Raw genomic sequence first — 21,947 nt, 5'->3', positions numbered from 1 at the left:
CCGCGCGCCCCTTCGGCCCGGCGGGGGCGCAGGGTACGCTCGTCGCGATATGAGCGAGAACCAGTCCCAGAGCACCGGCCTTGCCCCCACCAGCGGTGAGGCGCTCCGCAAGCCGCGTGTCGCGGTCGTCTTCGGCGGCCGAAGCTCCGAGCACGCGATCTCCGTCCTGACGGCCGGCGCCGTACTGCGTGCCATCGACCGCACCGTGTACGACGTCCTGCCCGTCGGCATCACCGCGGACGGCCGCTGGGCGCTGACGGCCGACGAGCCCGACCGGATGGCCATCGCGGACCGGCGGCTGCCGTCCGTCGCGGACCTCGCCGAATCGGCCGAGGGCAGCGTCGTCCTCTCCGTGGACCCGGCCAACCGCGAGGTCGTCTACAGCGAGCCCGGCTCCGTGCCCAAGGTGCTGGGCGAGGTCGACGTCGTCTTCCCCGTGCTGCACGGCCCGTACGGCGAGGACGGCACGCTCCAGGGCCTGCTCGAACTCGCCGGCGTCCCGTACGTGGGAGCCGGTGTCCTCGCCTCGGCCGTCGGCCAGGACAAGGAGTACATGAAGCGGGTCTTCGTCTCCTTCGGACTGCCGGTCGGCCCGTACGCGGTGATCAGGCCCCGTGAGTGGGAGCAGGATCCCTCCGCCGCCCGCAAGAAGATCGTCGACTTCGCCGGCGAGCACGGGTGGCCGCTGTTCGTGAAGCCCGCCCGCGCCGGTTCGTCGATCGGCATCACCAAGGTCGACGACCTCTCGGGTCTGGAGGAGGCCGTCGAGGAGGCCCGGCGCCACGACCCGAAGATCATCGTGGAGGCGCTGCTGCGCGGCCGCGAGATCGAGTGCGGTGTCCTGGAGTTCGAGGACGGCCCCCGCGCCAGTGTGCCGGCCGAGATCCCGCCCGTGTCCTCGCACGACTTCTACGACTTCGAGGCCAAGTACATCGACTCGGCCACCGGACTCGTGCCCGCGCCGCTCACCGACGAGGAGACCGCCGAGGTGCAGCGGCTCGCCGTCGCGGCGTTCGAGGCCGCGTCCTGCGAGGGACTGGTCCGGGCGGACTTCTTCCTCACCGAGGCCGGCGAGTTCGTGATCAACGAGATCAACACCATGCCGGGCTTCACGCCCATCTCGATGTACCCGCGCATGTGGCAGGAGTCCGGGGTCGACTACGCGGAGCTCGTCGACCTTCTGATCCGGGCCGCGCTGCGCCGCTCCACCGGCCTGCGCTGAACCGGCCTTCCCACACCCGCCACCGGGTGTGGGAAGGCCGGTTCGGCGGGGGACCTACGGGTTCCGGGTGAAGCGAGGCGGGACGGTCCGGGCGACCGGTCCCGCCAGATCCGTCAGCGGCCCCATGTCCGTGAACCGGTCCGACAGCGTCACCTCGACATACGTCCTGCGGTACGTGGTGGTGAACCGGGCGCCGTCCTCCAGTTCCTCGGAGTACCAGTCCACACCGTTCACCTCCACCCCGTCCGCCTGCTCACTCTCCAGCCCCGCGGGGCGCGGAACCCCGCAGCGCAGTACGATCGCGGCGTCCCCCCACCCGGCGGTCAGCACGGAACGGGGCTCGGGATCCCGGCGGCTCTCACCGGCCACCGAATCCGGCAACGCCTTGTGCAGCGCCAGGCAGAGGGCCTTCTCCTCGGCGGGGGGAGCGGGAACCGTGACCGACGGGGCGGCGTCCGTGGAGGAGCAGCCCGCGGCAGCCAGCAGCACGGCGGCGACGGGCAGGAACGGGAGCCGGCGGTGAGTCATCACCGGCCAAGCGTAGACGGGGGCTACAGGTGCACGACGGGGCAGGTGAGCGTACGGGTGATGCCGTCCACTTGCTGGACCTTGGCGACCACCATGCGGCCCAGCTCGTCGACGGTGTCGGCCTGGGCGCGCACGATCACGTCGTAGGGACCTGTCACGTCCTCGGCCTGGATCACTCCCGGGATCTTGGAGATGGTGTCGGCGACCGTCGACGCCTTGCCCACCTCGGTCTGAATGAGGATGTACGCCTGTACCACGGAACCTCCAGGGCGGCCACGAGGATCATGTGGGGAGAAGGGACGCCACGGTATCGCGTCGCCGCGGGCCGCGGGGAGACCCGCGCGTTCCGGGGCGTGCGCAGCGTGGCGTACCGGGCACAGAAGTTGACGGCCGACGGGGCCTACTCGACGGTACCGACAGCGGTGACGGCTCGCGACCGCACGACGAACAGGTGGGCCGGGCCGTCCGGCGGCACCGCGGCGACGAAGGGCATGACGAGATGAAGGGCACTGTGGGCGAGCTGGGGGAGTTCGGGCTCATCAGGGAGCTCACCTCCAGGCTCACCTCCACCCCCGCGGTACGGCTCGGACCCGGCGACGACGCCGCGGTCGTGTCCGCGCCCGACCGCAGGGTCGTGGCCAGCACCGACCTCCTGCTGGAGGGACGCCACTTCCGGCGCGACTGGTCCACCGCCTACGACGTGGGCCGCAAGGCCGCCGCACAGAACCTCGCCGACATCGCCGCCATGGGCGCCGTGCCGACCGCTCTGCTGCTCGGCCTCGTGGTCCCCGCCGACCTCCCGGTCACCTGGGCCACCGAGCTGATGGACGGCATCCGCGACGAGTGCCAGGTCGCCGGCGCGGCCGTCGTCGGCGGCGATGTCGTCCGCGGCGAGACGATCACCCTCGCGATCACCGCACTCGGCGATCTGCGCAACCACGACCCGGTGACCAGGGCGGGGGCGCAGCCCGGCGATGTCGTCGCGTACACGGGCTGGTTGGGCTGGTCCGCGGCCGGACACGCGGTCCTCTCCCGCGGGTTCCGCTCGCCGCGCGCGTTCGTCGAGGCACACCGGCGCCCCGAACCGCCGTACCACGCGGGCCCGGCCGCCGCGGGACTCGGCGCCACGGCGATGACCGATGTCAGCGACGGCCTCGTCGCCGACCTCGGTCACATCGCCGAGGCCAGCAAGGTCCGCATCGACCTGCGCTCCGGACTCATCGACATCCCCTCGCAGATGAACGACATCGGCCAGGCCGTCGGCGTCGACCCCCTCCAGTGGGTGCTCAGCGGCGGCGAGGACCACGCGATCGTCGCCACCTTCCCGCCGGACGCGAAGCTCCCCGCCCGCTGGAAGGTGATCGGCGAGGTGCTCAACCCGTCGGCGCTGCCCCAGGTGACCGTCGACGGGGCACCCTGGACCAGCAAGGGCGGCTGGGACCACTTCGGGGAGGGTGCGTGACGCGCCAGGCACCGCCGCGGGTGCTCACCGTCGCCGGGTCCGACTCGGGTGGCGGCGCCGGGATCCAGGCGGATCTCAAGACCATGCTCGCCCTCGGCGTGCACGGGATGAGCGTCGTCACGGCGGTGACCGCGCAGAACTCCCTCGGGGTGCAGGGAGCCTGGGAACTCCCGGTCGAGGCGGTGCGGGCCCAGTACCGGAGCGTCGTGGACGACATCGGGGTCCAGGCGGTGAAGACCGGGATGCTCGCCTCGGCGGAACTCGTCGAGGCCGTCGCGGACCTGCTGGCCGACACGGACGCCCCCGTGGTCGTCGACCCGGTCGGCGTCTCCAAGCACGGCGACTCCCTGCTCGCCGCCTCCGCACTCGAATCCGTCCGCAGGAAGCTGCTGCCGACGGCCACGGTCGCGACCCCGAACCTCGACGAGGTCGTCCAGCTGACCGGCGTACGCGTGGAGAGCGAGACCGATCTGCGCCGTGCGGCGGACGCACTGCTCGACCTCGGGCCGCGCTGGGCGCTGATCAAGGGCGGCCATCTCGCCGGGGACGCGGTGGACCTGCTCACCGACGGCACCGCGGCCCACTGGCTGCGCGCCCCACGGCACGACAACCGGCACACCCACGGCACCGGCTGCACCCTCGCCTCGGCCGTCGCGGCGGAACTCGCCAAGGGGCGCGACGTCCCCGGGGCCGTCTCGGCCGCCAAGGCGTATGTGACGGGCGCGATCGCCGCGGGATTCGCGCTCGGTGGCGGGATCGGGCCCGTCGACCACGCCTGGGAACGGCACCGGCCGGGCCGCTGACGACGCCCGGGGCCGCCGCGCGCCGGCCCCGGGCACCCGGCGCGAACGGCGAAAAGCCGGCCCACCGAGAGGTGGACCGGCTTTCAAGGCAACCGGAGGGCTGCGCTACGACGAGACGTCGGCGGGATCATCCCCGCACGAACGCGGGGAGCATCACTTAGCGCGAGACCTTGCCGGCCTTGATGCACGAGGTGCAGACGTTGAGCCGCTTCGGCGTCCGACCGACCACGGCACGCACGCGCTGGATGTTCGGGTTCCAGCGACGGGACGTACGGCGGTGCGAGTGGGAGATGTTGTTGCCGAAGCCCGGCCCCTTGCCGCAGACGTCGCAGTTGGCAGCCACGGGTCACTCCAAAGACTTCAGATGCACTTACAGTGAAATCCGGCGTGCCGGAATCAGTGGTCTGAAGTGGCTTGCCGGGGGAATGGCCCGATTCTCATCGGGCAACCGGAGCAGCATACAACGGCTGCGCCCGTAGAACGAAACTACCACGGGCACCCACGCCCCCACCCCGGTTCCGGGCCCGCCCCGGGTCTACCCTGCGGTGCAGCCCAGCCTCCCCGCCCACGCCCGCCACCGTGGCGTGGAGGGACCGCCGAAGGAGGATCTCGTTGCCCCAGCCCCTCGATGCCCTGGCGGTCCGCACCTGGTGCTCGCTCGCTCTGGACGCACTGGGCAGGGAGCGCGAGGAGATCGACGCGATCAACGTCTATCCGGTCGCGGACGGTGACACCGGCACCAACCTCTATCTGACCGTCGAGTCCGCGGCCACCGCCGTGGAGGCGGTGTTCGCGGCGTACGAGACCGGTTCGGCCGCCCCCGCGCTCGCCGACACCGTGCGGGCCATGGCGCACGGGGCGCTGATCGGGGCGAGGGGCAACTCGGGGACGATCCTGGCCCAGTTGCTGCGCGGCATGGCCGAGGTGCTCGGGGAGCGGGGCGGCGGGGCCGCCGAGGCGCTCCGGCGGGCCGCGGAGTCCGCCCGCGAGGCGGTGGCGCACCCCGTGGAGGGCACGATCCTGAGCGTCGCCTCCGCCGCCGCGCAGGCCGCACACGGCACGGCGCACGGCGACGACGCGGCGGCGGTCGCGGCCGCCTACTCGGGCGCGCGCCGGGCTCTGGCGGAGACACCGGGACAGCTCGAGGTGCTGGGCCGGGCCGGCGTCGTGGACGCGGGAGGACAGGGCCTGGTGGCGGTGCTGGGCGCGCTGGCCGAGGCGGTGACGGGGGAGGCGTCCGTACGGCCCGCCGTGCGCGCCCACCCGTCCCTGGCGACGGCCGCAGAACCGTGCGTCGACGGAGGTCCCGCCTTCGAGGTGATCTACCTCCTGGAGGCCGACGACGCCGCCGTGGCCCGGCTGAGGGCCCGGCTCGACACGCTCGGCGACTCGCTGGTCGTGGTCGGCGGAGACGGGCTGTGGAACGTCCATGTGCACGTCGACGACGCGGGTGCGGCGGTGGAGGCCGGAGTGGAGGCGGGCCGGCCGTACCGGATCCGGATCACCCACTTCGCGGCGGCCGGGCACCCCGAGCCGCGGGAGCGGGTCCAGCGGGCCGTCGTCGCCGTGGTGCCGGGGGAGGGGCTGGCCGGGCTGTGCACGGACGCCGGCGCGACCACGGTGCTCGCGCGGCCCGGCGAACCGCCCGCCAGCGGTGAACTCGTCGACGCGATCCGGCGGGCGCACGCTCGCGAGGTCGTGCTCCTCCCGAACGACGCCGAGCTGCGGCACACCGCGGCCGCCGCGGCCGAACAGGCCCGTACCGAGGGCGTCCGGGTCGCCCTCATCCCGACCCGCTCGGCGGTCCAGGGCATCGCCGCGCTCGCCGTCCACGAGCCCGGGCGGCGCTTCGACGAGGACGTCGTCGCCATGACCTCGGCGGCGGGCGCGACGCGCTACGGCGAACTGGCCGTCGCCGAACGGCAGTCCTTCACGTCCGCCGGCGTCTGCCAGGCGGGGGACGTGCTGGGGCTCATCGAGGGCGATGTGGCGGTGATCGGCGCGGACCTCGCGACCACCGCCGAAACGGTTCTGGACCGCATGCTCTCGGCCGGTGGCGAACTCGTCACCCTGGTCCTCCCCGAGGACGCCCCGCCGGAGCTCGGCGAGCGGCTGGAGGCACACGTGCGCGCGGGACACCTGGCGGTGGACACGGTGATCTACCACGGGGGCGCGGGAGCCCCGCTCCTCGTCGGCGTGGAGTGACCGGTCGCCCACGGAGGGTGGCTCCGTCGCCGTCCCGCACGACTCGCGGGCGACCGGGCTCCGACGGCAAGGCCGCCGCACCTCCCCGGCGCTTCCCGTGCGTGCCCTACGCGCTGCGGAACGCGCCGTTCCCGCGGCCGCGCGACGGTTGTCGGTGCGGTGGTGTGCAATGGACGGCGTGCTGGACGAACCGCTGACCAAGACGCTCGGCCCCGCGACCGCCAAGGTCATGGCCGAGAACCTCGACCTGCGTACCGTCGGTGATCTACTGCACCACTATCCCCGCCGGTACGAGGAGCGCGGACAGCTGACCCGGCTCGCCGAGCTGCCGCTGGACGAGCACGTGACCGTCGTCGCCCAGGTCGCCGACGCCCGCGTGCTCACGTTCAACGGCGGGCGGGGCCAGCGGCTGGAGGTCACCATCACCGACGGCAGCGGACGTCTCCAGCTGGTGTTCTTCGGGCGCGGCATCCACCGGCCCCACAAGGACCTGCTGCCCGGCACCCGCGCCATGTTCGCGGGCAAGGTCTCCGTGTTCAACCACAGGCTGCAGCTCGCCCACCCCACGTACGAACGGCTCGACGCCGAGAGCGGCGAGGGAGCGGTCAGCGCCTTCGCCGGAAAGCTCATCCCGATCTACCCGGCCTGCAAGGGCCTGGAGTCCTGGAAGATCGCCAAGGCCGTGGACGCCGTCCTCCCGCACGCGACGGAGGCCGTGGACCCGCTGCCGGCCACGCTGCGCGACGGCCGTGGCTTCGTCCCCCTCCCGCAGGCCCTGCTCAAGATCCACCGCCCGCAGACCAAGGCCGACGTGGAGGACGCGCGACAGCGGCTGAAGTGGGACGAGGCCTTCGTCCTCCAAGTCGCCCTCGCCCGGCGGCGGTACGCGGACGGGCAGCTCCCCGCCGTCGCCCGCCGGCCCGTGCCGGACGGACTGCTCGACGCCTTCGACGCACGGCTGCCGTTCACCCTCACCGAGGGGCAGCGGAAGGTCTCCGCCGAGATCTTCGGCGATCTGGCCACGGAGCATCCGATGCACCGGCTGCTGCAGGGCGAGGTCGGCAGCGGGAAGACCATGGTCGCCCTGCGCGCCATGCTCGCCGTCGTCGACGCGGGAGGGCAGGCGGCGATGCTCGCGCCCACCGAGGTCCTCGCCCAGCAGCACCACCGGTCCGTGGTCGAGATGATGGGCGACCTCGCCGAGGGCGGGATGCTCGGCGGCGCCGAGCGCGCCACCAAGGTCGTGCTGCTCACCGGATCGATGGGCGCGCCCGCCCGCCGCCGCGCCCTGCTCGACCTCGCCACCGGCGAGGCGGGGATCGTGATCGGTACGCACGCCCTGATCGAGGACAAGGTCCAGTTCCACGACCTGGGCCTGGTCGTCGTGGACGAGCAGCACCGATTCGGCGTCGAGCAGCGCGACGCCCTGCGCGGCAAGGGCAAACAGCCGCCGCACCTGCTGGTCATGACCGCCACCCCGATCCCCCGCACGGTCGCCATGACGGTCTTCGGCGACCTGGAGACGTCCGTGCTGGACCAGTTGCCCGCGGGACGCTCGCCGATCGCCTCGCACGTGGTCCCCGCCGCGGACAAGCCGCACTTCCTGGCGCGGGCCTGGGAGCGGGTGCGCGAGGAGGTCGAGACCGGTCACCAGGCGTACGTCGTCTGCCCGCGCATCGGCGACGACCTCGACACTTCCGCCGAGGCCCGGCGGACGTCGCCGGAGGACGATGCGGAGAAGCGGCCGCCGCTGGCCGTGCTGGACGTGGCCGGGCAGCTGTCGGCCGGACCGTTGAAGGGCCTGCGCGTGGAAGTGCTGCACGGCCGCATGCCGCCCGACGACAAGGACGGCGTGATGCGCCGATTCGCCGCGGGCGAGGTGGACGTGCTCGTCGCCACGACCGTCATCGAGGTCGGCGTGAACGTACCGAACGCCACCGCGATGGTGATCATGGACGCCGACCGTTTCGGCGTCTCCCAGCTCCACCAGCTGCGCGGCCGGGTCGGCCGCGGCTCGGCACCCGGGCTCTGCCTGCTCGTCACGGAGATGCCCGAGGCGAGCCCCGCACGCGCCCGGCTCGGTGCGGTCGCCGCCACCCTGGACGGTTTCGAGCTCTCCCGTATCGACCTCGAACAGCGGCGCGAGGGGGATGTGCTGGGCCAGGCCCAGTCGGGAGTGCGCTCCTCATTGCGGGTCCTCGCGGTCATCGAGGACGAGGAGATCATCGCCGCGGCCCGCGACGAGGCGGTGTCCGTCGTCGGCGCCGACCCGGAGCTGGAGGGATTTCCGGAGCTGCGGACGGCGCTCGACGCCCTGCTCGACAAGGACCGCGAGCAGTACCTGGACAAGGGCTGAGCCGCGGCCCGGACCTGGGCGCGTTCCCCCTGTGCCCCCCCGGCCCGGACCTGGGCGCGTTCCCCCTGTGCCCCCCCGGCCCGGACCCGGGCCCGTTCCCCCTGTGCCCCCCGGCCCGGACCTGGGCGCGCTCCTTCCGTGCCCCCGGGCCCGGGGAAGGGCGGCCGCCCCGTGCCGGCCCGCAGCGCTCCTTCCGCATCGAGCCCCCGGGGACGGGCGGGGCTCGCGGACGCGCGGAGCCCATATCGTGGAGGTGACCGGATCGGTCCGACGGCCATGACCAGGCCGGTCGAGCCGATCGAGCACCGTCTTCCGCGAAGGACCCAGATGACCCGCGTGATCGCCGGCGCGGCCGGCGGACGCCGCCTGGCCGTGCCGCCGGGCAACGGCACCCGCCCCACCTCCGACCGTGCGCGCGAGGGCCTGTTCTCCACCTGGGAGTCGCTGCTCGGCGGCTTCCAGGGGCTGCGTGTGGCGGATCTCTACGCGGGCTCGGGTGCCGTCGGTCTGGAGGCGCTGTCCCGCGGCGCGTCCCACGCCCTGCTCGTCGAGGCCGACACCCGCGCCGCCCGCACGGTCAGGGAGAACGTGCGGACCCTGGCCCTGCCGGGAGCCGAGGTCCGCGCCGGCCGCGCCGAGCAGGTCGTGCAGGGACAGCCGCCGGCGGACCCGTACGACGTGGTGTTCCTCGATCCGCCGTACGCCGTCACCAACGACGATCTTCGGGAGATTCTCCTCACACTCCGCGCGGGAGGCTGGCTCGCGGAGGGCGCCCTCGTCACCGTGGAGCGCAGCACCAGGGGCGGTGAGTTCGGCTGGCCCGACGGGATCGAACCGTTGCGGGCCCGTCGCTACGGCGAGGGGACGCTTTGGTACGGTCGCGCCGCCTCTACGTGCGAAGACGCACCATGACCGGACCGGAGAGCGAGGGACTTCAGTTGCGCCGCGCCGTCTGTCCGGGGTCGTTCGACCCCATCACCAATGGACACCTCGACATCATCGCCCGCGCCTCCAAGCTGTACGACGTCGTGCACGTCGTGGTGATGATCAACCAGTCCAAGCAGGGACTGTTCACCGTCGACGAGCGGATCGAGCTGATCCGCGAGGTCACCGCCGAGTACGGCAACGTCGAGGTCGAGGCCTACCACGGCCTGCTCGTCGACTACTGCAAGGAGCGGGACATCCCCGCCATCGTCAAGGGCCTGCGGGCGGTCAGCGACTTCGACTACGAACTTCAGATGGCCCAGATGAACAACGGCCTGTCGGGCGTCGAGACGCTCTTCGTGCCGACCAGTCCCACCTACAGCTTCCTGTCGTCCTCACTGGTCAAGGAAGTCGCGGCCTGGGGCGGCGACGTCTCCCACCTGGTGCCGCCGGCCGTGCTGGAGGCGCTGACCGAACGGCTCCCGAAGAAGTGACACGGGGGACGGCACGGACGGCCGCTTCCTGACGTGCCGTCACCCGGTGTCGGACCGGCGCCGACTGGCCGTACAGTCGTTGCGTCCGGCTCCAAAACGGCTGTAGTGACTGTAGAGAGTGGCGAGCACACGGTGGACGTGCAGAAGAAGCTCGACGAGATCGTCGAGGCGGTCGGGAACGCCCGGTCCATGCCCATGTCGGCCTCCTGCGTGGTCAACCGCGCCGAACTGCTCGCGATGCTCGAAGAGGTGCGGCAGGCGCTGCCCGGCTCGCTCGCCCAGGCCCAGGAGCTGATCGGCGACCGGGAGCAGATGGTCGAGCAGGCCCGCCAGGAGGCCGAGCGGATCATCCAGGCCGCCCATTCCGAGCGCGGCTCGCTGGTCTCCGGCACCCACATCGCCCGGCAGTCCCAGGAGGAGGCCGACCGGATCCTCGCCGAGGCCCGGAGGGAGGCCGAGGAGATCCGCGCCGAGGCGGACGACTACGTCGACTCCAAGCTCGCCAACTTCGAGGTCGTCCTCAACAAGACCATCGGCTCCGTCGACCGGGGGCGCGAGAAGCTGCTCGGTCGCGGCCACGGCACGGACGACCAGGGCCATGCGGACCCCGCCGACGACGACGCCCCCGAGTACAGCGCGGACCCGCAGACGCTGATCCGGCGCGCGGACGACTACGTCGACGCCAAGCTGGGTGCCTTCGAGGCGGTGCTCTCCAAGACGCTGGAGGCGGTCGGCCGGGGCCGGCAGAAGCTGCACGGCCGGATCGCGACGGACGAGCTCGGCGCGCATATGGCCGCGCAGGAGGCCGCCGGCAGCGTGCAGCACACCAGTGACGCCGACTACCTCGCCGGGCTGGCGGAGCTGGCGGACCCGGAGCCGCAGGTGCAGCAGCCGCAGGCCCCGCAGCCCCAGATCCCTGCGCAGGCCGACCCGTACGGCTACCAGCCCGCGGCGGCCCAGGCCCAGCCCCAGGACATGTACGGGTACCAGCAGGACCCGTACGCGGTGGGCTACGGACAGCAGCAGGGCTACGATCCGGCGTACTCCCAGGGGTACGGTCAGGACCCGTACGCCGGAGGCTACGTCGCTCAGCCGCAGCCGCAGCCGCAGCCGCAGCAGGGCCATCAGGGCCATCAGGGCCATCAGGGCCACGCCCAGCAGGCCTCGCTGGACGAGACGAGCTTCTTCGACACCAGCATGATCGACATGGAGCAGCTGCGGCGCTACGAGCAGGGTCGCTGATCCCCTGAGGACCGGATTGGGCCTGGAGCGAACGGTCCAGTATCCTGGCTCTTCGGTCGCGCGAGCGTGGATTGATGCTGCGCTGGAATCGTGGCCTCCCACACTCGATCCGAAAGCAGGAAGAGCCCTGAACGCCCGCCTCGACCACCGCAACCCTCTCGTGTTCGACACGCACGAGCTGGGCCGGCGGCCCGGTGCGCTCCAGCGGCTCTCCCGTTCCGTCCCGGCGCCCGCAGCGCCGGCGGTCCTCGGGGTCGAAGGGGTCATCGGCGTGCCCGAGGGCGCGCCCGTGGAGCTGGAGCTCCGCCTCGAGTCCGTCATGGAAGGGGTGCTCGTCACGGGCACCGCCCGTGCCGTGGCCGAGGGGGATTGCGTAAGGTGTCTGGAGCCGCTGCGCCATGAGGTCGTGGCGGAGTTCCAGGAGATGTTCTCGTACCCCGACGCCGACGACCGGGGCCGTGCCAAGGAGCCGGGGCCCGGCGACGACGCCGAGGACGAGGACGTGATCTTCCTCGAGGACGGATTGTTCGACCTCGAGCCCGTGCTGCGTGACGCGGTGGTGCTCGCACTGCCGATGCAGCCGGTGTGCCGGGAGGACTGTGCAGGGTTGTGTTCCGACTGCGGGGCCGACCTGAACGCCGATCCGGACCACCACCACGACGCCGTCGACATCCGTTGGGCGGCACTGCAGGGACTCGCCGATTCACTCGGAACCGGTGAGAAGGACAAGAAGAGCGGCGACGCGCCTCGATCAGCACGCGTCGACGAGAAGCAGGAGAAGTAGCCGTGGCTGTTCCGAAGCGGAAGATGTCGCGCAGCAACACGCGCCACCGCCGGTCGCAGTGGAAGGCTGCGGTCCCCACCCTGGTTTCGTGTGAGCGCTGCCAGGAGCCGAAGCAGCAGCACATCGCGTGCCCGAGCTGCGGCACCTACAACAAGCGCCAGGTCCTCGAGGTCTGAGCGGCTGGTGAGAGGCGCGATGTCTGACAGCATCAGTTCGGCCTCGTCCCACACGCTTCTGGAAGGGCGGCTCGGGTATCAGCTCGAGTCCGCCCTTCTGGTGCGCGCGCTGACCCATCGCTCGTACGCGTACGAGAACGGCGGTCTGCCCACCAACGAGCGGCTGGAGTTCCTCGGGGACTCGGTGCTCGGACTGGTGGTCACGGACACGCTGTACCGCACCCACCCCGACCTGCCCGAGGGCCAGCTGGCCAAACTGCGGGCCGCGGTGGTCAATTCGCGTGCGCTGGCGGAGGTCGGCCGCGGCCTCGATCTCGGGTCCTTCATCCGCCTCGGCCGGGGCGAAGAGGGCACGGGCGGGCGGGACAAGGCCTCCATCCTCGCCGACACCCTGGAAGCGGTGATCGGCGCGGTCTATCTCGACCAGGGCCTCGACGCGGCGTCCGAGCTGGTGCACCGGCTCTTCGATCCGCTGATCGAGAAGTCCTCGAACCTCGGTGCCGGCCTGGACTGGAAGACCAGTCTCCAGGAGCTGACGGCCGCCGAGGGGCTCGGAGTGCCCGAGTACGTGGTCTCCGAGACGGGTCCGGACCACGAGAAGACCTTCACTGCTGCCGCCCGCGTCGGTGGTGTCTCGTACGGCACCGGCACCGGCCGCAGCAAGAAGGAAGCGGAACAGCAGGCGGCGGAGTCCGCGTGGCGTGCGATCCGCGCCGCCGCCGACGAACGCGCGGCGGCGGCGAAGGCCGCCGAAGCCGCGGAGGCCGCGGAGGCCGAAGGGGCCGCCGACACCCCTTCACCCCGCGCCACCGCCTGACGCTTCGCTTCCGGACCCCGCCGCGCCCGCGCGGCGGGGTCCTCGCTTTCCCGCAGGCGTTCCTCCCGCCCGACCGGCCGCCGGGGGCGGGAGGGCCGGCGGCTCGCCGGGACGCGGAGCGGAGGTACGCTGCGGGCGTCGAGTCGGTCGAGGTCCGGAGGAGATACGTGCCCGAGTTGCCCGAGGTGGAAGTCGTGCGGCGGGGACTCGAGCAGTGGGTCTCCGGGCGGACCGTGGGCGGCGTCCAGGTCCTGCACCCGCGGGCCGTGCGCCGGCACCTCGGCGGCGGGGTCGACTTCGCGGCGAGGCTCCGCGGGCAGCGGATCGGAGCCGCCCGGCGGCGCGGCAAGTACCTCTGGCTGCCGCTGGAAGGCAGCGGCAGCGCCGTCCTCGGACACCTCGGCATGAGCGGTCAGCTGCTCGTGCAGCCGGAGGCGGCCGCGGACGAGAAGCACCTGCGGATCCGGATCCGTTTCGAGGACGGCCTCGGCACCGAACTCCGCTTCGTCGACCAGCGCACCTTCGGCGGACTGTCCCTCCACGACACCACCCCGGACGGGCTGCCGGACGCGATCGCGCACATCGCCCGGGACCCCCTCGACCCCGAGTTCGACGACGCGGCCTTCCACGCGGCGCTCCGACTGCGCCGTACCACGATCAAGCGCGCCCTCCTCGACCAGTCCCTGATCAGCGGTGTCGGAAACATCTACGCCGATGAGGCCCTGTGGCGGGCCAGACTCCACTACGACCGGCCCACGGCCGCTCTGAACCGGCCCCGCTCCGCCGAACTCCTCGGCCACGTACGGGACGTGATGAACGCCGCCCTCGCTGTCGGCGGAACGAGTTTCGACAGCCTCTACGTCAACGTGAACGGCCAATCCGGGTACTTCGACCGGTCGCTCGACGCGTACGGGCGCGAGGACGAGCCCTGTCGCCGCTGCGGTACGGCGATGCGCCGCCGCCCCTGGATGAACCGCTCCAGCTACTACTGCCCGCGCTGTCAGCGCCCGCCGCGGCCGGCCCGCTCGCTGCCGCGCGTCGCGTCATAGCGTCCACGCGCGGCCAGCACCTCAGGCATCCGCCCCTCCACGAGCCGGATCAGGCCGAGCAGCCGCTCCGCGACCTCCCGTCCGAGCGGGGTCAGTTCGTAGTCGACCCGCGGCGGATTGGTGGGCTGCGCATCGCGGTGGACGAGCCCGTCCCGTTCCAGCGCGTGCAGCGTCTGCGAGAGCATCTTCTCGCTGACGCCGTCGACGCGCCGCCGCAGTTCGTTGAAGCGGGACCCGCTCTCGTACAGCGCGCCCAGGGTCAGGCTGCCCCACCGCCCGGTCACATGCTCCAGGGTGCCGCGCGACGGGCACTGCCGGTCGAACACGTCGAAGGCGATGGAGTCGTCCATGCGCGACACCTTACGCCGGGAAGCGCTCACTCAGAGGGAGCGCTCGGCATCAGAAAGCGGCGGACGGACACCACGCGGTCGGGCCGGACCCGCACCCGCGGTGCCGTGGACGCGGTCCGGGCCGTCCCGGTGGCCGATCACGGCCTCGGGGCGGCCCGGTTAAGAACGCGGGTTGCGGAGCTGTGACGTTCTCAGAAGCCGAAGAAGTGAAGGTCCGGGTTTCTGACGTGCGGCCGTGTCATCGATCAACGCTGCGACCTGCGGCTTAGCTGTCGGTGGCGGTAAGCGTTGGTCGTCGTTGTGTGGCCTCGGACGGCCCGGAGACGGCCAGGGCAGGGGGCTCGCGGTCTCCCCTTCGACACGAACTCCGTTGCCGGGCCGCACAGGGACGCTATTGGGCGTGAGTGGTTGCTGTGGTTGCGGTACTTCGCTGCTGTACCCAGGATCTCAGCGGGGGACTAGGGAATGGCATTATTTCGTCTGATGAAGAGACGGGTGCAGTTCACTGAGCAGGTTGTGCGGTTCCGCGACTACATGCCGACCGCAGATCGGGAAGAGTTCCTGCGGCTCGTCGACAGGATCGCAGCTGAGCCTGAAGGCGCCGACAGTCATCTCGCCTACACGGACGACACTGTGACGCGCGCGGCCTGGGAAGACCGCGTAATGATCCACTACGTCGTGACGATCGAGTTCGTAGTAGTGATCGAGGTTGACATCCATGACCCGTCGCGTGGATTCAACGTGGTGTAGTCGGCCACAGAAGAGCCCCGATCGCCGGTCGTTATTCTTCGCCTCAAGCGGCGGGGCGCCGGCCGACAAGAGGACGACGCCCGTACGAGGCCGAGGCTTTGAGGTCTGTGCTCGTCCTTGTCAGGTCGATCATGGGGCCTCTGGGACCTCGCTTGACACGCTCCGCGCGCCGTCTGGTCTGCCGCTGGTGTTCGGCGCCGATCGGCGAGATTCGCGCTCGTTGGTGTCAGCCGCTGATGTCATCGCCGGGCGGGGGCCTTGACAGGCTCCGGTCTGCTTCTCCGCCGCCCAGGGCACCGAGCAAACATTGCCGCGCCTTGTCCTGCGTTCTTGGCTGAAGTACTCGGGTGTGGCTGAGTAGCTGCGCCCTGGTCGCCTATGCGGTGAGCCGGAACGCTTGAGCCATGCGACAAAGACTACTGAGACTCGCTCCCCACCTCGTGATCCCCGTTCTGGCTCTGGTGGCGCTGACGGCCTGGGCCGGCTGGCTGGGTTGGGATCAGCGTCGTGACGTGCAACCTGATGGATCCACGACCGGCCCCTACGCGGCGTGGCAGGTGATCGGGCTCGTCCTGACTCTGCTGGCACCGGTGTACTGGGCGGCATCCCGGCGCCACGCCGTGGGCGCTGTGCTCGGCACCACCGTCGGTCTGACCGTCGCCGCCTACTACGACTGGTCGGACGACTCCAGCGGCCTCTTCATGATCGGCGTGGGGACGGTCATGGTGGGAAGCCTCGGCGCGACTGCCGCCATTTCCGGAGTCATCGCTTCTGCGACACGAAACCGCTTCGACCGTCGCCGCTGAGTCGGGTGCCGCTGCCACCGGCCCGCCGGGCCTTGCCCACGAGTCGCCCCACGCTCACCATGACGCTTCCTGCGGACGCACGCGGTGCCCGTCCATCCCGGAGCCTGATGCCTTCGAACGCAGACTGAAGAAATCTCAGAAGCCGAAGTCCTGGGTCCACCACGGGCCGCCCTGGGCGAAGGAGACCCCCACGCCCAGCGTCCGGTACTCGCAGTTCAGGATGTTCGCGCGGTGGCCGTCGCTGTTCATCCAGGCGTTCATGACGGTCCGGGCGTCGGCCTGGCCGCGGGCGATGTTCTCGCCCCCCAGTCCGCCGACGCCGGCCTGGGCGGCACGGTCCCAGGGGCCGTCGCCCTCGGGGTCGGTGTGGTCGAAGAAGCCGCGAGCAGCCATGTCGGAGCTGAACCGGCCCGCGAGGCGGTTCAGCGAGGCGTCCGCCCGCACCGGGGCGCAGCCCGCCTCGGCACGCTCCTTGTTGACCAGGGCCAGCACCTCGGCCTCCGCGGCGGTCTCGCCGGACGGTGCCTTGGGTCGCGGCTTGGCGGGGACGGCCCGGCGCTCCGGGGCCGCCTTCCGCTCCGCGGCCCTGTTGCCGGGAGCCTCGGCGCTCCCGGGCGCGGCTGGCGGCTTCGCCGGGGGTGCCTTCTTCGTCACGGGCGGCTTCGGCTTGGCCGCGGTCGCCGACGGGGAGCCCTTCTGGGCCTTCCCCGCCGTCGAGGACATGCCCTTCGACGGGCGGGGGGTCGCCCCGGCCGAGGCGCGCTGCGACGGGGTCGCGGCGGAGCCGCCCTGGCTCTCGAGATCACCGGTGGCCGCCTCGCGCACGTGCTGCGCGGCGGTCTTCTGGCCTCCCGTGGTGAACACGTCGCCGCCCGGCACCAGCCCGGCCGCGACGGCGACGGTGCCGACCGCGGCCGCAGCGGCGATCCCGAGCAGTCCGGTGCGTACGGGCCCGGGAACCCGCTTCTTCCGGCGGTGGCGTCCCATCCGCTCGCCCTTCCGGTCTCGACTTCAGCTGGATCAGTGGAAGGACTCGCCCGAACGGGCGAAGTCCGTTGCGTCGCGACTGTACGCGATGTCTGGAGTGGGCGATGTGACCCGAGTGGCATTGACCGGTGCGCGTCCGTGTAGGTTTCGCGGATGCATGAGCACGCACGGATGACCGCATGGGTACGCGGCCGGGTACAGGGAGTGGGATTCCGCTGGTTCACCAGGGAAAACGCTCTGGGGATCGGCGGGCTCCGCGGCTTCGCGCTCAATCTCGACGACGGCAGGGTGCAGATCGTGGCGGAAGGTCCGCGTGAGAATTGCCACCGTCTTCTGGAGTGGCTGCGGTCGTCCGACACGCCCGGCGCCGTCTCCGGTGTCACCGAAATCTGGGGCGATCCGCGCGGGGGGTACGACGGATTCGCGATCCGCTGATCGGAAGACCGCGGCACGGGCACACGATGTGTTCATCTGACTTCCCACAGCATGCGTGTTCGAAAGAAACGCGCTGGTGGTTGCCAATAACGGTCCCGCCGTGCCAGGCTGCGCCAGTAACGATGATCTCCGAGCCCCCGGGGCCCGCAGGAGAGCCGCCGCCGCGCGTGCCGCGGCCGCGAGCCCGCGGCTTGCCCCCGATACGGGGCGTGATCGTGTTGACCGTCAAACTTTTTGGTGAGACGCTGGAAGCCCCGCGCACCCTAGCTGTTTGGCAGCAAGAACCGCAGTGAGAACAAGCGCTGCCGAGCACCGCGGGTGCGAAATCCCTCACGACCCACACCGCATCGGTCGGTCACTCAGTGTGGAGGACCATCCATCATGGCAAAGGCGCTTCTCGGTTACGTCGGCGGTTCCGACCCGCGACTCCTCGCCGAGATGCGACGGCTTCAGCAGCGCGTCCAGGATCTGGAGTCCGAGCTCGTACGGATCCAGTCCGAGAACGACGCGCTGAGCGCTGCCGCCGCACAGCACCGTGGCGATTCGTTGCTCGAAGGCATCGACATCGACGTACCCAAGGGCGAGCCGGCGCTCACCTGATCCCAGATCCTATGGGGATCCGGTGAGAAACTCTCTCGCACGGCAGGTATGTATGCAAGGGACGCTTCGGCGTCCCTTCTTTCTTTGTTTCCCCCTCTGTAGTGCACTGCTTACCGTCTGATGTGCCCTGCATATTCAGGGATGAAACCGCGGCGCGCTCACGTCGTGGTGAGCCCGTAGCCCTGCGCCGGCGGCGATCTCCGGGCACCGGGAGGTAGAGTCCGGCGGCGTGCACCTCAAGGCCCTGACCCTCCGCGGGTTCAAATCCTTCGCCTCGGCGACGACGCTGCGCTTCGAGCCCGGCATCACGTGCGTCGTCGGGCCGAACGGCTCCGGCAAGTCCAATGTCGTGGACGCGCTGTCCTGGGTCATGGGTGAACAGGGGGCGAAATCCCTGCGCGGCGGGAAGATGGAGGACGTCATTTTCGCCGGGACGACCGGGCGGCCGCCGCTCGGCCGCGCGGAGGTCTCGCTCACGATCGACAATTCCGACGGCGCGCTGCCCATCGAATACGCCGAAGTCACCATCACGCGGATCATGTTCCGCAACGGCGGCAGCGAATACCAGATCAACGGGGACACCTGCCGGCTGCTGGACATCCAGGAACTGCTCTCCGACTCGGGTATCGGGCGGGAGATGCACGTCATCGTCGGGCAGGGACGGCTCGACTCCGTCCTGCACGCCGACCCGATGGGACGCCGCGCGTTCATCGAGGAGGCCGCGGGTGTCCTCAAGCACCGCAAGCGCAAGGAGAAGGCGCTGCGGAAGCTCGACGCGATGCAGGCCAACCTCGCCCGTGTCCAGGACCTCACCGACGAACTGCGGCGGCAGCTCAAGCCGCTGGGCCGGCAGGCCGCCGTGGCGCGGCGGGCCGCGGTCATCCAGGCCGACCTGCGCGACGCGCGCCTCCGCCTCCTCGCCGACGACCTGGTGCGCATGCGCGAGGCGCTCAGGACCGAGGTCGCCGACGAGGCCGCGCTCAAGGAGCGCAAGGAGGGCACGGAGGCGGAGCTCAAGGCGGCACTGGCCCGGGAGGCCGACCTGGAGGACGAGGTGCGCCGGCTGGCGCCGCGGCTGCAGCGGGCCCAGCAGACCTGGTACGAACTCTCGCAGCTGGCCGAGCGGGTGCGCGGCACGGTGTCACTGGCCGAGGCCCGGGTGAAGAGCGCCACCTCGGTGCCCGCGGAGGAACGGCGCGGCCGTGACCCCGAGGACATGGAGCGGGAGGCCGCGCGGTTCCGCGAACAGGAGGCGGAGCTGGAGGCCGCGCTGGAGGCGGCGCAGCGCGCGCTGGAGGACACGGTCGCCCACCGTGCCGAACTGGAGCGCGAACTGGCGGTCGAGGAGCGCCGGCTGAAGGACGTCGCCCGGGCGATCGCCGACCGCCGCGAAGGGCTCGCCCGGCTGAACGGGCAGGTCAACGCAGCCCGTTCCCGCGCCGCTTCGGCCCAGGCGGAGATCGACCGCCTGGCGGCCGCTCGTGACGAGGCGGGCGAACGGGCAGCCGCGGCCCAGGAGGAGTACGAGCAGCTCAAGGCGGAGGTCGACGGGCTGGAGGCGGACGACAGCGCGCTCGCGGACCGGCACGACGCGGCGAGGCGTGAACTGTCCGAGGCGGAGGCGGCCCTGTCCGCAGCCCGGGAAGCGGCGACGGCCGCCGAACGCAAGCGGGCCGCCGTCGCCGCGCGCCACGAGGCCCTCGCGCAGGGACTGCGCCGCAAGGACGGCACCGGCGCACTGCTGTCCGCCCGGGACCGGCTCTCCGGTCTGCTGGGCCCCGCCGCCGAACTGCTGACGGTCGCTCCCGGTCACGAACTCCCGGTCGCGGCGGCGCTCGGGGCGGCGGCCGACGCCGTCGCGGTCACGGATCCCTCCACGGCGGCCGAGGCCATCCGGCTGCTCCGCAAGCAGGACGCGGGCCGTGCGTCCCTGCTGCTGTCCGTGCCGGGACAGGCGGGCGCTCCCGCGGAGAGACCGCCCACGGCCGGGATCCCCGCCCCCACCCGGCCGCCCGCCGAGAGCGTCTCGACGTCCGGGGGCCCGGCATACACGCCCGTGCCGCCCGCGGTCGAGGCCGGTGCGGCCGCACCCGCGCATCCCGGGGCGGCCCCCTCCCCGATCGCCGGCGGTGAAGGGGGGATGCGGCCGTCCCGGGTCCTCGACCTGGTGCGCGGGCCGGAGGGGCTGATGCCCGCCGTGGCGAGGCTCGTACGGGACATGGTGGTCGTCGGGACCCTGGAGGACGCCGAGGACCTGGTCCGTGCGGAGCCGGGACTGGTCGCCGTCACCGCCGAGGGCGACGTCCTCGGTGCCCACTTCGCGCACGGGGGCTCCGCGGGCGCGCCCAGTCTCCTGGAGGTGCAGGCGTCGGTCGACGAGGCCGCTGCCGAGCTGGAGGAACTGGCCGTACGGTGCGACGAACTCGCCGCGGGGCAGCGCGAGGCCGGCGAGCGGCGTACGGCGTGCGCATCCCTCGTCGAGGAGTTGGGCGAGCGGAGACGGGCGGCCGAGCGGGAGAAAGCCGGCGTCGCCCAGCAACTGGGACGGCTCGCCGGGCAGGCCCGCGGCGCCGCGGGGGAGGCCGAGCGCACGGCGGCGGCGGCCGAGCGGGCTCAGGAGGCGCTCGAGAAGGCGCTGTACGAGGCCGAGGAGCTGGCGGAGAGGCTGGCCGTCGCGGAGGAGACCCCTGTCGAGGAGGAGCCGGACACGTCGGCGCGCGACCGCCTGGCCGCCGACGGCGCCAATGCCCGGCAGACCGAGATGGAGGCCCGGCTTCAGGTGCGCACGCACGAGGAGCGGGTGAAGGGGCTGGCCGGGCGGGCCGACGCGCTCGACCGCGGCGCACGTGCCGAGCGCGAGGCCAGGGCGCGCGCCGAGCGGCGCCGGGCCAGGCTCCGCCACGAGGCCGCCGTCGCCGAGGCGGTGGCGAGGGGTGCCCGCCTGCTCCTGGCCCATGTCGAGGTGTCCGTCGTCCGGGCCGAGCGGGAGCGTGCCGCCGCCGAGGCGGCCAAGGCGGAGCGCGAGCGTGAGCTCACCGCCGCCCGCGCGGAGGGCCGGGACCTCAAGAGCGAGCTCGACAAGCTCACCGACTCGATGCACCGCGGCGAGGTCCTCGGGGCCGAGAAGCGGCTGCGCATCGAGCAGCTGGAGACCAGGGCGCTGGAGGAGCTGGGAGTCGAACCGGCCGGGCTGGTCTCCGAGTACGGTCCGGACCAGCTCGTGCCGCCGTCGCCGCCTGCCGAGGGGGAGGAGCTCCCCGAGGACCCCGGTCACCCGCGCAACCAGCCGCGGCCCTTCGTCCGCGCCGAGCAGGAGAAACGGCTCAAGTCCGCCGAACGGGCGTACCAGCAACTCGGAAAGGTGAATCCGCTCGCCCTGGAGGAGTTCGCGGCCCTGGAGGAGCGGCACAAGTTCCTGTCCGAACAGCTCGAAGACCTGAAGAAGACCCGTGCCGACCTGCTCCAGGTCGTGAAGGAGGTCGACGAGCGCGTCGAGCAGGTGTTCACGGAGGCGTACCGGGACACGTCGCGTGAGTTCGAGGGTGTGTTCTCGCGGCTCTTCCCTGGCGGTGAGGGCCGGCTCATCCTGACCGATCCCGACAACATGCTCACCACGGGCGTGGACGTGGAGGCCAGGCCCCCGGGTAAGAAGGTCAAGCGGTTGTCGCTGCTCTCCGGCGGCGAGCGCTCGCTGACCGCCGTGGCGATGCTCGTGTCCATCTTCAAGGCCCGGCCCAGCCCGTTCTACGTCATGGACGAGGTCGAGGCCGCGCTGGACGACACCAACCTGCAGCGCCTGATCCGCATCATGCAGGAGCTCCAGGAGAGTTCCCAGCTGATCGTGATCACCCATCAGAAGCGGACCATGGAGGTCGCGGACGCGCTCTACGGCGTCTCCATGCAGGGTGACGGCGTGTCGAAGGTCATCAGCCAGCGGCTCCGCTGAGCCCCTGCCGC

Annotated in this window: 22 protein-coding genes; 17 read left to right on the top strand and 5 right to left on the bottom strand. The window is 71.9% G+C overall.

Annotated features, from left to right (window positions below; translation table 11 throughout):
• The first annotated feature begins 49 nt into the window (after nucleotides 1-49).
• Nucleotides 50-1,222, top strand: a complete 1,173-nt coding sequence (locus tag FEF34_RS10635) for a D-alanine--D-alanine ligase family protein (protein WP_138052950.1) — start codon at nucleotides 50-52, stop codon at nucleotides 1,220-1,222.
• A 54-nt stretch (nucleotides 1,223-1,276) separates the two neighbouring features.
• Here FEF34_RS10635 and FEF34_RS10630 read toward each other — a convergent pair whose 3' ends face one another.
• Nucleotides 1,277-1,750, bottom strand: a complete 474-nt coding sequence (locus tag FEF34_RS10630) for a DUF3515 domain-containing protein (protein ID WP_138057399.1) — start codon at nucleotides 1,748-1,750, stop codon at nucleotides 1,277-1,279.
• Nucleotides 1,751-1,773: 23 nt separating this feature from the next.
• The gene (locus FEF34_RS10625; protein WP_017947604.1) at nucleotides 1,774-2,007 is read right to left on the bottom strand and encodes an Lrp/AsnC family transcriptional regulator; all 234 of its coding nucleotides are present in this window, start codon (nucleotides 2,005-2,007) and stop codon (nucleotides 1,774-1,776) included.
• A 242-nt stretch (nucleotides 2,008-2,249) separates the two neighbouring features.
• On the opposite strand from FEF34_RS10625, the gene FEF34_RS10620 reads away from it, so the two are divergent.
• Both FEF34_RS10620 and thiD read left to right on the top strand, forming a co-directional pair.
• Nucleotides 2,250-3,212 carry a thiamine-phosphate kinase gene (locus FEF34_RS10620; protein ID WP_138052949.1) on the top strand — a complete coding sequence of 321 codons (963 nt, stop codon included), beginning with the start codon at nucleotides 2,250-2,252 and terminating at the stop codon, nucleotides 3,210-3,212.
• Entirely contained in the window at nucleotides 3,209-4,015 is an 807-nt protein-coding gene (thiD, locus tag FEF34_RS10615) for a bifunctional hydroxymethylpyrimidine kinase/phosphomethylpyrimidine kinase (RefSeq protein ID WP_138052948.1), read from the top strand. The genes FEF34_RS10620 and thiD overlap by 4 nt, the downstream gene beginning before the upstream one ends.
• Before the next feature lie 157 nt (nucleotides 4,016-4,172).
• On the opposite strand, the gene rpmB is transcribed toward thiD, so the two are convergent.
• A complete protein-coding gene (gene rpmB / locus FEF34_RS10610; RefSeq protein ID WP_003957616.1) occupies nucleotides 4,173-4,358 on the bottom strand; it encodes a 50S ribosomal protein L28 in 186 nt (61 codons plus the stop codon).
• A gap of 269 nt (nucleotides 4,359-4,627) precedes the next feature.
• Between rpmB and FEF34_RS10605 the strand changes: the two genes are divergently transcribed.
• From FEF34_RS10605 to mutM, 9 genes are all read left to right on the top strand, one after another.
• On the top strand, nucleotides 4,628-6,220 hold the full coding sequence (locus FEF34_RS10605; RefSeq protein WP_138052947.1) for a DAK2 domain-containing protein: 1,593 nt from the start codon (nucleotides 4,628-4,630) through the stop codon (nucleotides 6,218-6,220).
• Between the two features lie 169 nt (nucleotides 6,221-6,389).
• On the top strand, nucleotides 6,390-8,576 hold the full coding sequence (recG, locus tag FEF34_RS10600; RefSeq protein ID WP_138052946.1) for an ATP-dependent DNA helicase RecG: 2,187 nt from the start codon (nucleotides 6,390-6,392) through the stop codon (nucleotides 8,574-8,576).
• A gap of 327 nt (nucleotides 8,577-8,903) precedes the next feature.
• Entirely contained in the window at nucleotides 8,904-9,488 is a 585-nt protein-coding gene (gene rsmD / locus FEF34_RS10595; protein ID WP_138052945.1) for a 16S rRNA (guanine(966)-N(2))-methyltransferase RsmD, read from the top strand.
• Complete coding sequence (gene coaD, locus FEF34_RS10590) at nucleotides 9,485-9,994, top strand: pantetheine-phosphate adenylyltransferase (protein ID WP_138052944.1); 510 nt, start codon at nucleotides 9,485-9,487, stop codon at nucleotides 9,992-9,994. Before rsmD ends, coaD begins: the two co-directional genes overlap by 4 nt.
• Before the next feature lie 132 nt (nucleotides 9,995-10,126).
• Entirely contained in the window at nucleotides 10,127-11,236 is a 1,110-nt protein-coding gene (locus FEF34_RS10585) for an ATP synthase F0 subunit B (RefSeq protein ID WP_138057398.1), read from the top strand.
• 160 nt (nucleotides 11,237-11,396) lie between these two features.
• Complete coding sequence (locus FEF34_RS10580) at nucleotides 11,397-12,020, top strand: YceD family protein (RefSeq protein ID WP_138052943.1); 624 nt, start codon at nucleotides 11,397-11,399, stop codon at nucleotides 12,018-12,020.
• Nucleotides 12,021-12,022: 2 nt separating this feature from the next.
• Entirely contained in the window at nucleotides 12,023-12,196 is a 174-nt protein-coding gene (rpmF, locus tag FEF34_RS10575; protein ID WP_026165248.1) for a 50S ribosomal protein L32, read from the top strand.
• A gap of 19 nt (nucleotides 12,197-12,215) precedes the next feature.
• The gene (gene rnc / locus FEF34_RS10570) at nucleotides 12,216-13,013 is read left to right on the top strand and encodes a ribonuclease III (protein WP_171052901.1); all 798 of its coding nucleotides are present in this window, start codon (nucleotides 12,216-12,218) and stop codon (nucleotides 13,011-13,013) included.
• Between the two features lie 167 nt (nucleotides 13,014-13,180).
• Complete coding sequence (mutM, locus tag FEF34_RS10565) at nucleotides 13,181-14,062, top strand: bifunctional DNA-formamidopyrimidine glycosylase/DNA-(apurinic or apyrimidinic site) lyase (RefSeq protein WP_138052942.1); 882 nt, start codon at nucleotides 13,181-13,183, stop codon at nucleotides 14,060-14,062.
• Here the strand turns inward: mutM and FEF34_RS10560 are convergent.
• Nucleotides 14,014-14,412 (bottom strand): winged helix-turn-helix transcriptional regulator, encoded by a 399-nt coding sequence (locus FEF34_RS10560; RefSeq protein ID WP_138052941.1) that lies wholly within the window; start codon nucleotides 14,410-14,412, stop codon nucleotides 14,014-14,016. The two genes, mutM and FEF34_RS10560, sit on opposite strands and share 49 nt — an antisense overlap.
• 495 nt (nucleotides 14,413-14,907) lie before the next feature.
• Between FEF34_RS10560 and FEF34_RS10555 the strand changes: the two genes are divergently transcribed.
• Together FEF34_RS10555 and FEF34_RS10550 are read left to right on the top strand one after the other, a co-directional pair.
• The gene (locus tag FEF34_RS10555) at nucleotides 14,908-15,162 is read left to right on the top strand and encodes a hypothetical protein (RefSeq protein WP_138052940.1); all 255 of its coding nucleotides are present in this window, start codon (nucleotides 14,908-14,910) and stop codon (nucleotides 15,160-15,162) included.
• Between the two features lie 404 nt (nucleotides 15,163-15,566).
• Nucleotides 15,567-15,968 carry a hypothetical protein gene (locus FEF34_RS10550; RefSeq protein ID WP_138052939.1) on the top strand — a complete coding sequence of 134 codons (402 nt, stop codon included), beginning with the start codon at nucleotides 15,567-15,569 and terminating at the stop codon, nucleotides 15,966-15,968.
• Between the two features lie 135 nt (nucleotides 15,969-16,103).
• On the opposite strand, the gene FEF34_RS10545 is transcribed toward FEF34_RS10550, so the two are convergent.
• Nucleotides 16,104-16,955, bottom strand: a complete 852-nt coding sequence (locus FEF34_RS10545) for a CAP domain-containing protein (protein WP_138052938.1) — start codon at nucleotides 16,953-16,955, stop codon at nucleotides 16,104-16,106.
• A 153-nt stretch (nucleotides 16,956-17,108) separates the two neighbouring features.
• On the opposite strand from FEF34_RS10545, the gene FEF34_RS10540 reads away from it, so the two are divergent.
• From FEF34_RS10540 to FEF34_RS10530, 3 genes are all read left to right on the top strand, one after another.
• A complete protein-coding gene (locus FEF34_RS10540; RefSeq protein ID WP_138052937.1) occupies nucleotides 17,109-17,390 on the top strand; it encodes an acylphosphatase in 282 nt (93 codons plus the stop codon).
• A 381-nt stretch (nucleotides 17,391-17,771) separates the two neighbouring features.
• The gene (locus FEF34_RS10535; protein ID WP_138052936.1) at nucleotides 17,772-17,990 is read left to right on the top strand and encodes a hypothetical protein; all 219 of its coding nucleotides are present in this window, start codon (nucleotides 17,772-17,774) and stop codon (nucleotides 17,988-17,990) included.
• A 229-nt stretch (nucleotides 17,991-18,219) separates the two neighbouring features.
• A complete protein-coding gene (locus tag FEF34_RS10530; protein ID WP_138052935.1) occupies nucleotides 18,220-21,936 on the top strand; it encodes a chromosome segregation SMC family protein in 3,717 nt (1,238 codons plus the stop codon).
• Nucleotides 21,937-21,947: the final 11 nt, after the last annotated feature.

The organism is Streptomyces marianii (assembly GCF_005795905.1).
Taxonomy (GTDB): Bacteria; Actinomycetota; Actinomycetes; order Streptomycetales; family Streptomycetaceae; genus Streptomyces; species Streptomyces marianii.
This window is presented reverse-complemented; position numbering and strand designations above follow the sequence as displayed.

What these genes read in the sequence shown, in the direction of transcription:
- FEF34_RS10635 (WP_138052950.1), top strand. Translation starts at nt 50, where the DNA reads ATGAGCGAGAACCAGTCCCAGAGCACCGGCCTTGCCCCCACCAGCGGT.
- FEF34_RS10630 (WP_138057399.1), bottom strand. Translation starts at nt 1,750, where the DNA reads ATGACTCACCGCCGGCTCCCGTTCCTGCCCGTCGCCGCCGTGCTGCTG.
- FEF34_RS10620 (WP_138052949.1), top strand. Translation starts at nt 2,250, where the DNA reads ATGAAGGGCACTGTGGGCGAGCTGGGGGAGTTCGGGCTCATCAGGGAG.
- recG (WP_138052946.1), top strand. Translation starts at nt 6,390, where the DNA reads ATGGACGGCGTGCTGGACGAACCGCTGACCAAGACGCTCGGCCCCGCG.
- rsmD (WP_138052945.1), top strand. Translation starts at nt 8,904, where the DNA reads ATGACCCGCGTGATCGCCGGCGCGGCCGGCGGACGCCGCCTGGCCGTG.
- coaD (WP_138052944.1), top strand. Translation starts at nt 9,485, where the DNA reads ATGACCGGACCGGAGAGCGAGGGACTTCAGTTGCGCCGCGCCGTCTGT.
- rnc (WP_171052901.1), top strand. Translation starts at nt 12,216, where the DNA reads ATGTCTGACAGCATCAGTTCGGCCTCGTCCCACACGCTTCTGGAAGGG.
- FEF34_RS10560 (WP_138052941.1), bottom strand. Translation starts at nt 14,412, where the DNA reads ATGGACGACTCCATCGCCTTCGACGTGTTCGACCGGCAGTGCCCGTCG.
- FEF34_RS10550 (WP_138052939.1), top strand. Translation starts at nt 15,567, where the DNA reads ATGCGACAAAGACTACTGAGACTCGCTCCCCACCTCGTGATCCCCGTT.
- FEF34_RS10545 (WP_138052938.1), bottom strand. Translation starts at nt 16,955, where the DNA reads ATGGGACGCCACCGCCGGAAGAAGCGGGTTCCCGGGCCCGTACGCACC.
- FEF34_RS10540 (WP_138052937.1), top strand. Translation starts at nt 17,109, where the DNA reads ATGCATGAGCACGCACGGATGACCGCATGGGTACGCGGCCGGGTACAG.
- FEF34_RS10535 (WP_138052936.1), top strand. Translation starts at nt 17,772, where the DNA reads ATGGCAAAGGCGCTTCTCGGTTACGTCGGCGGTTCCGACCCGCGACTC.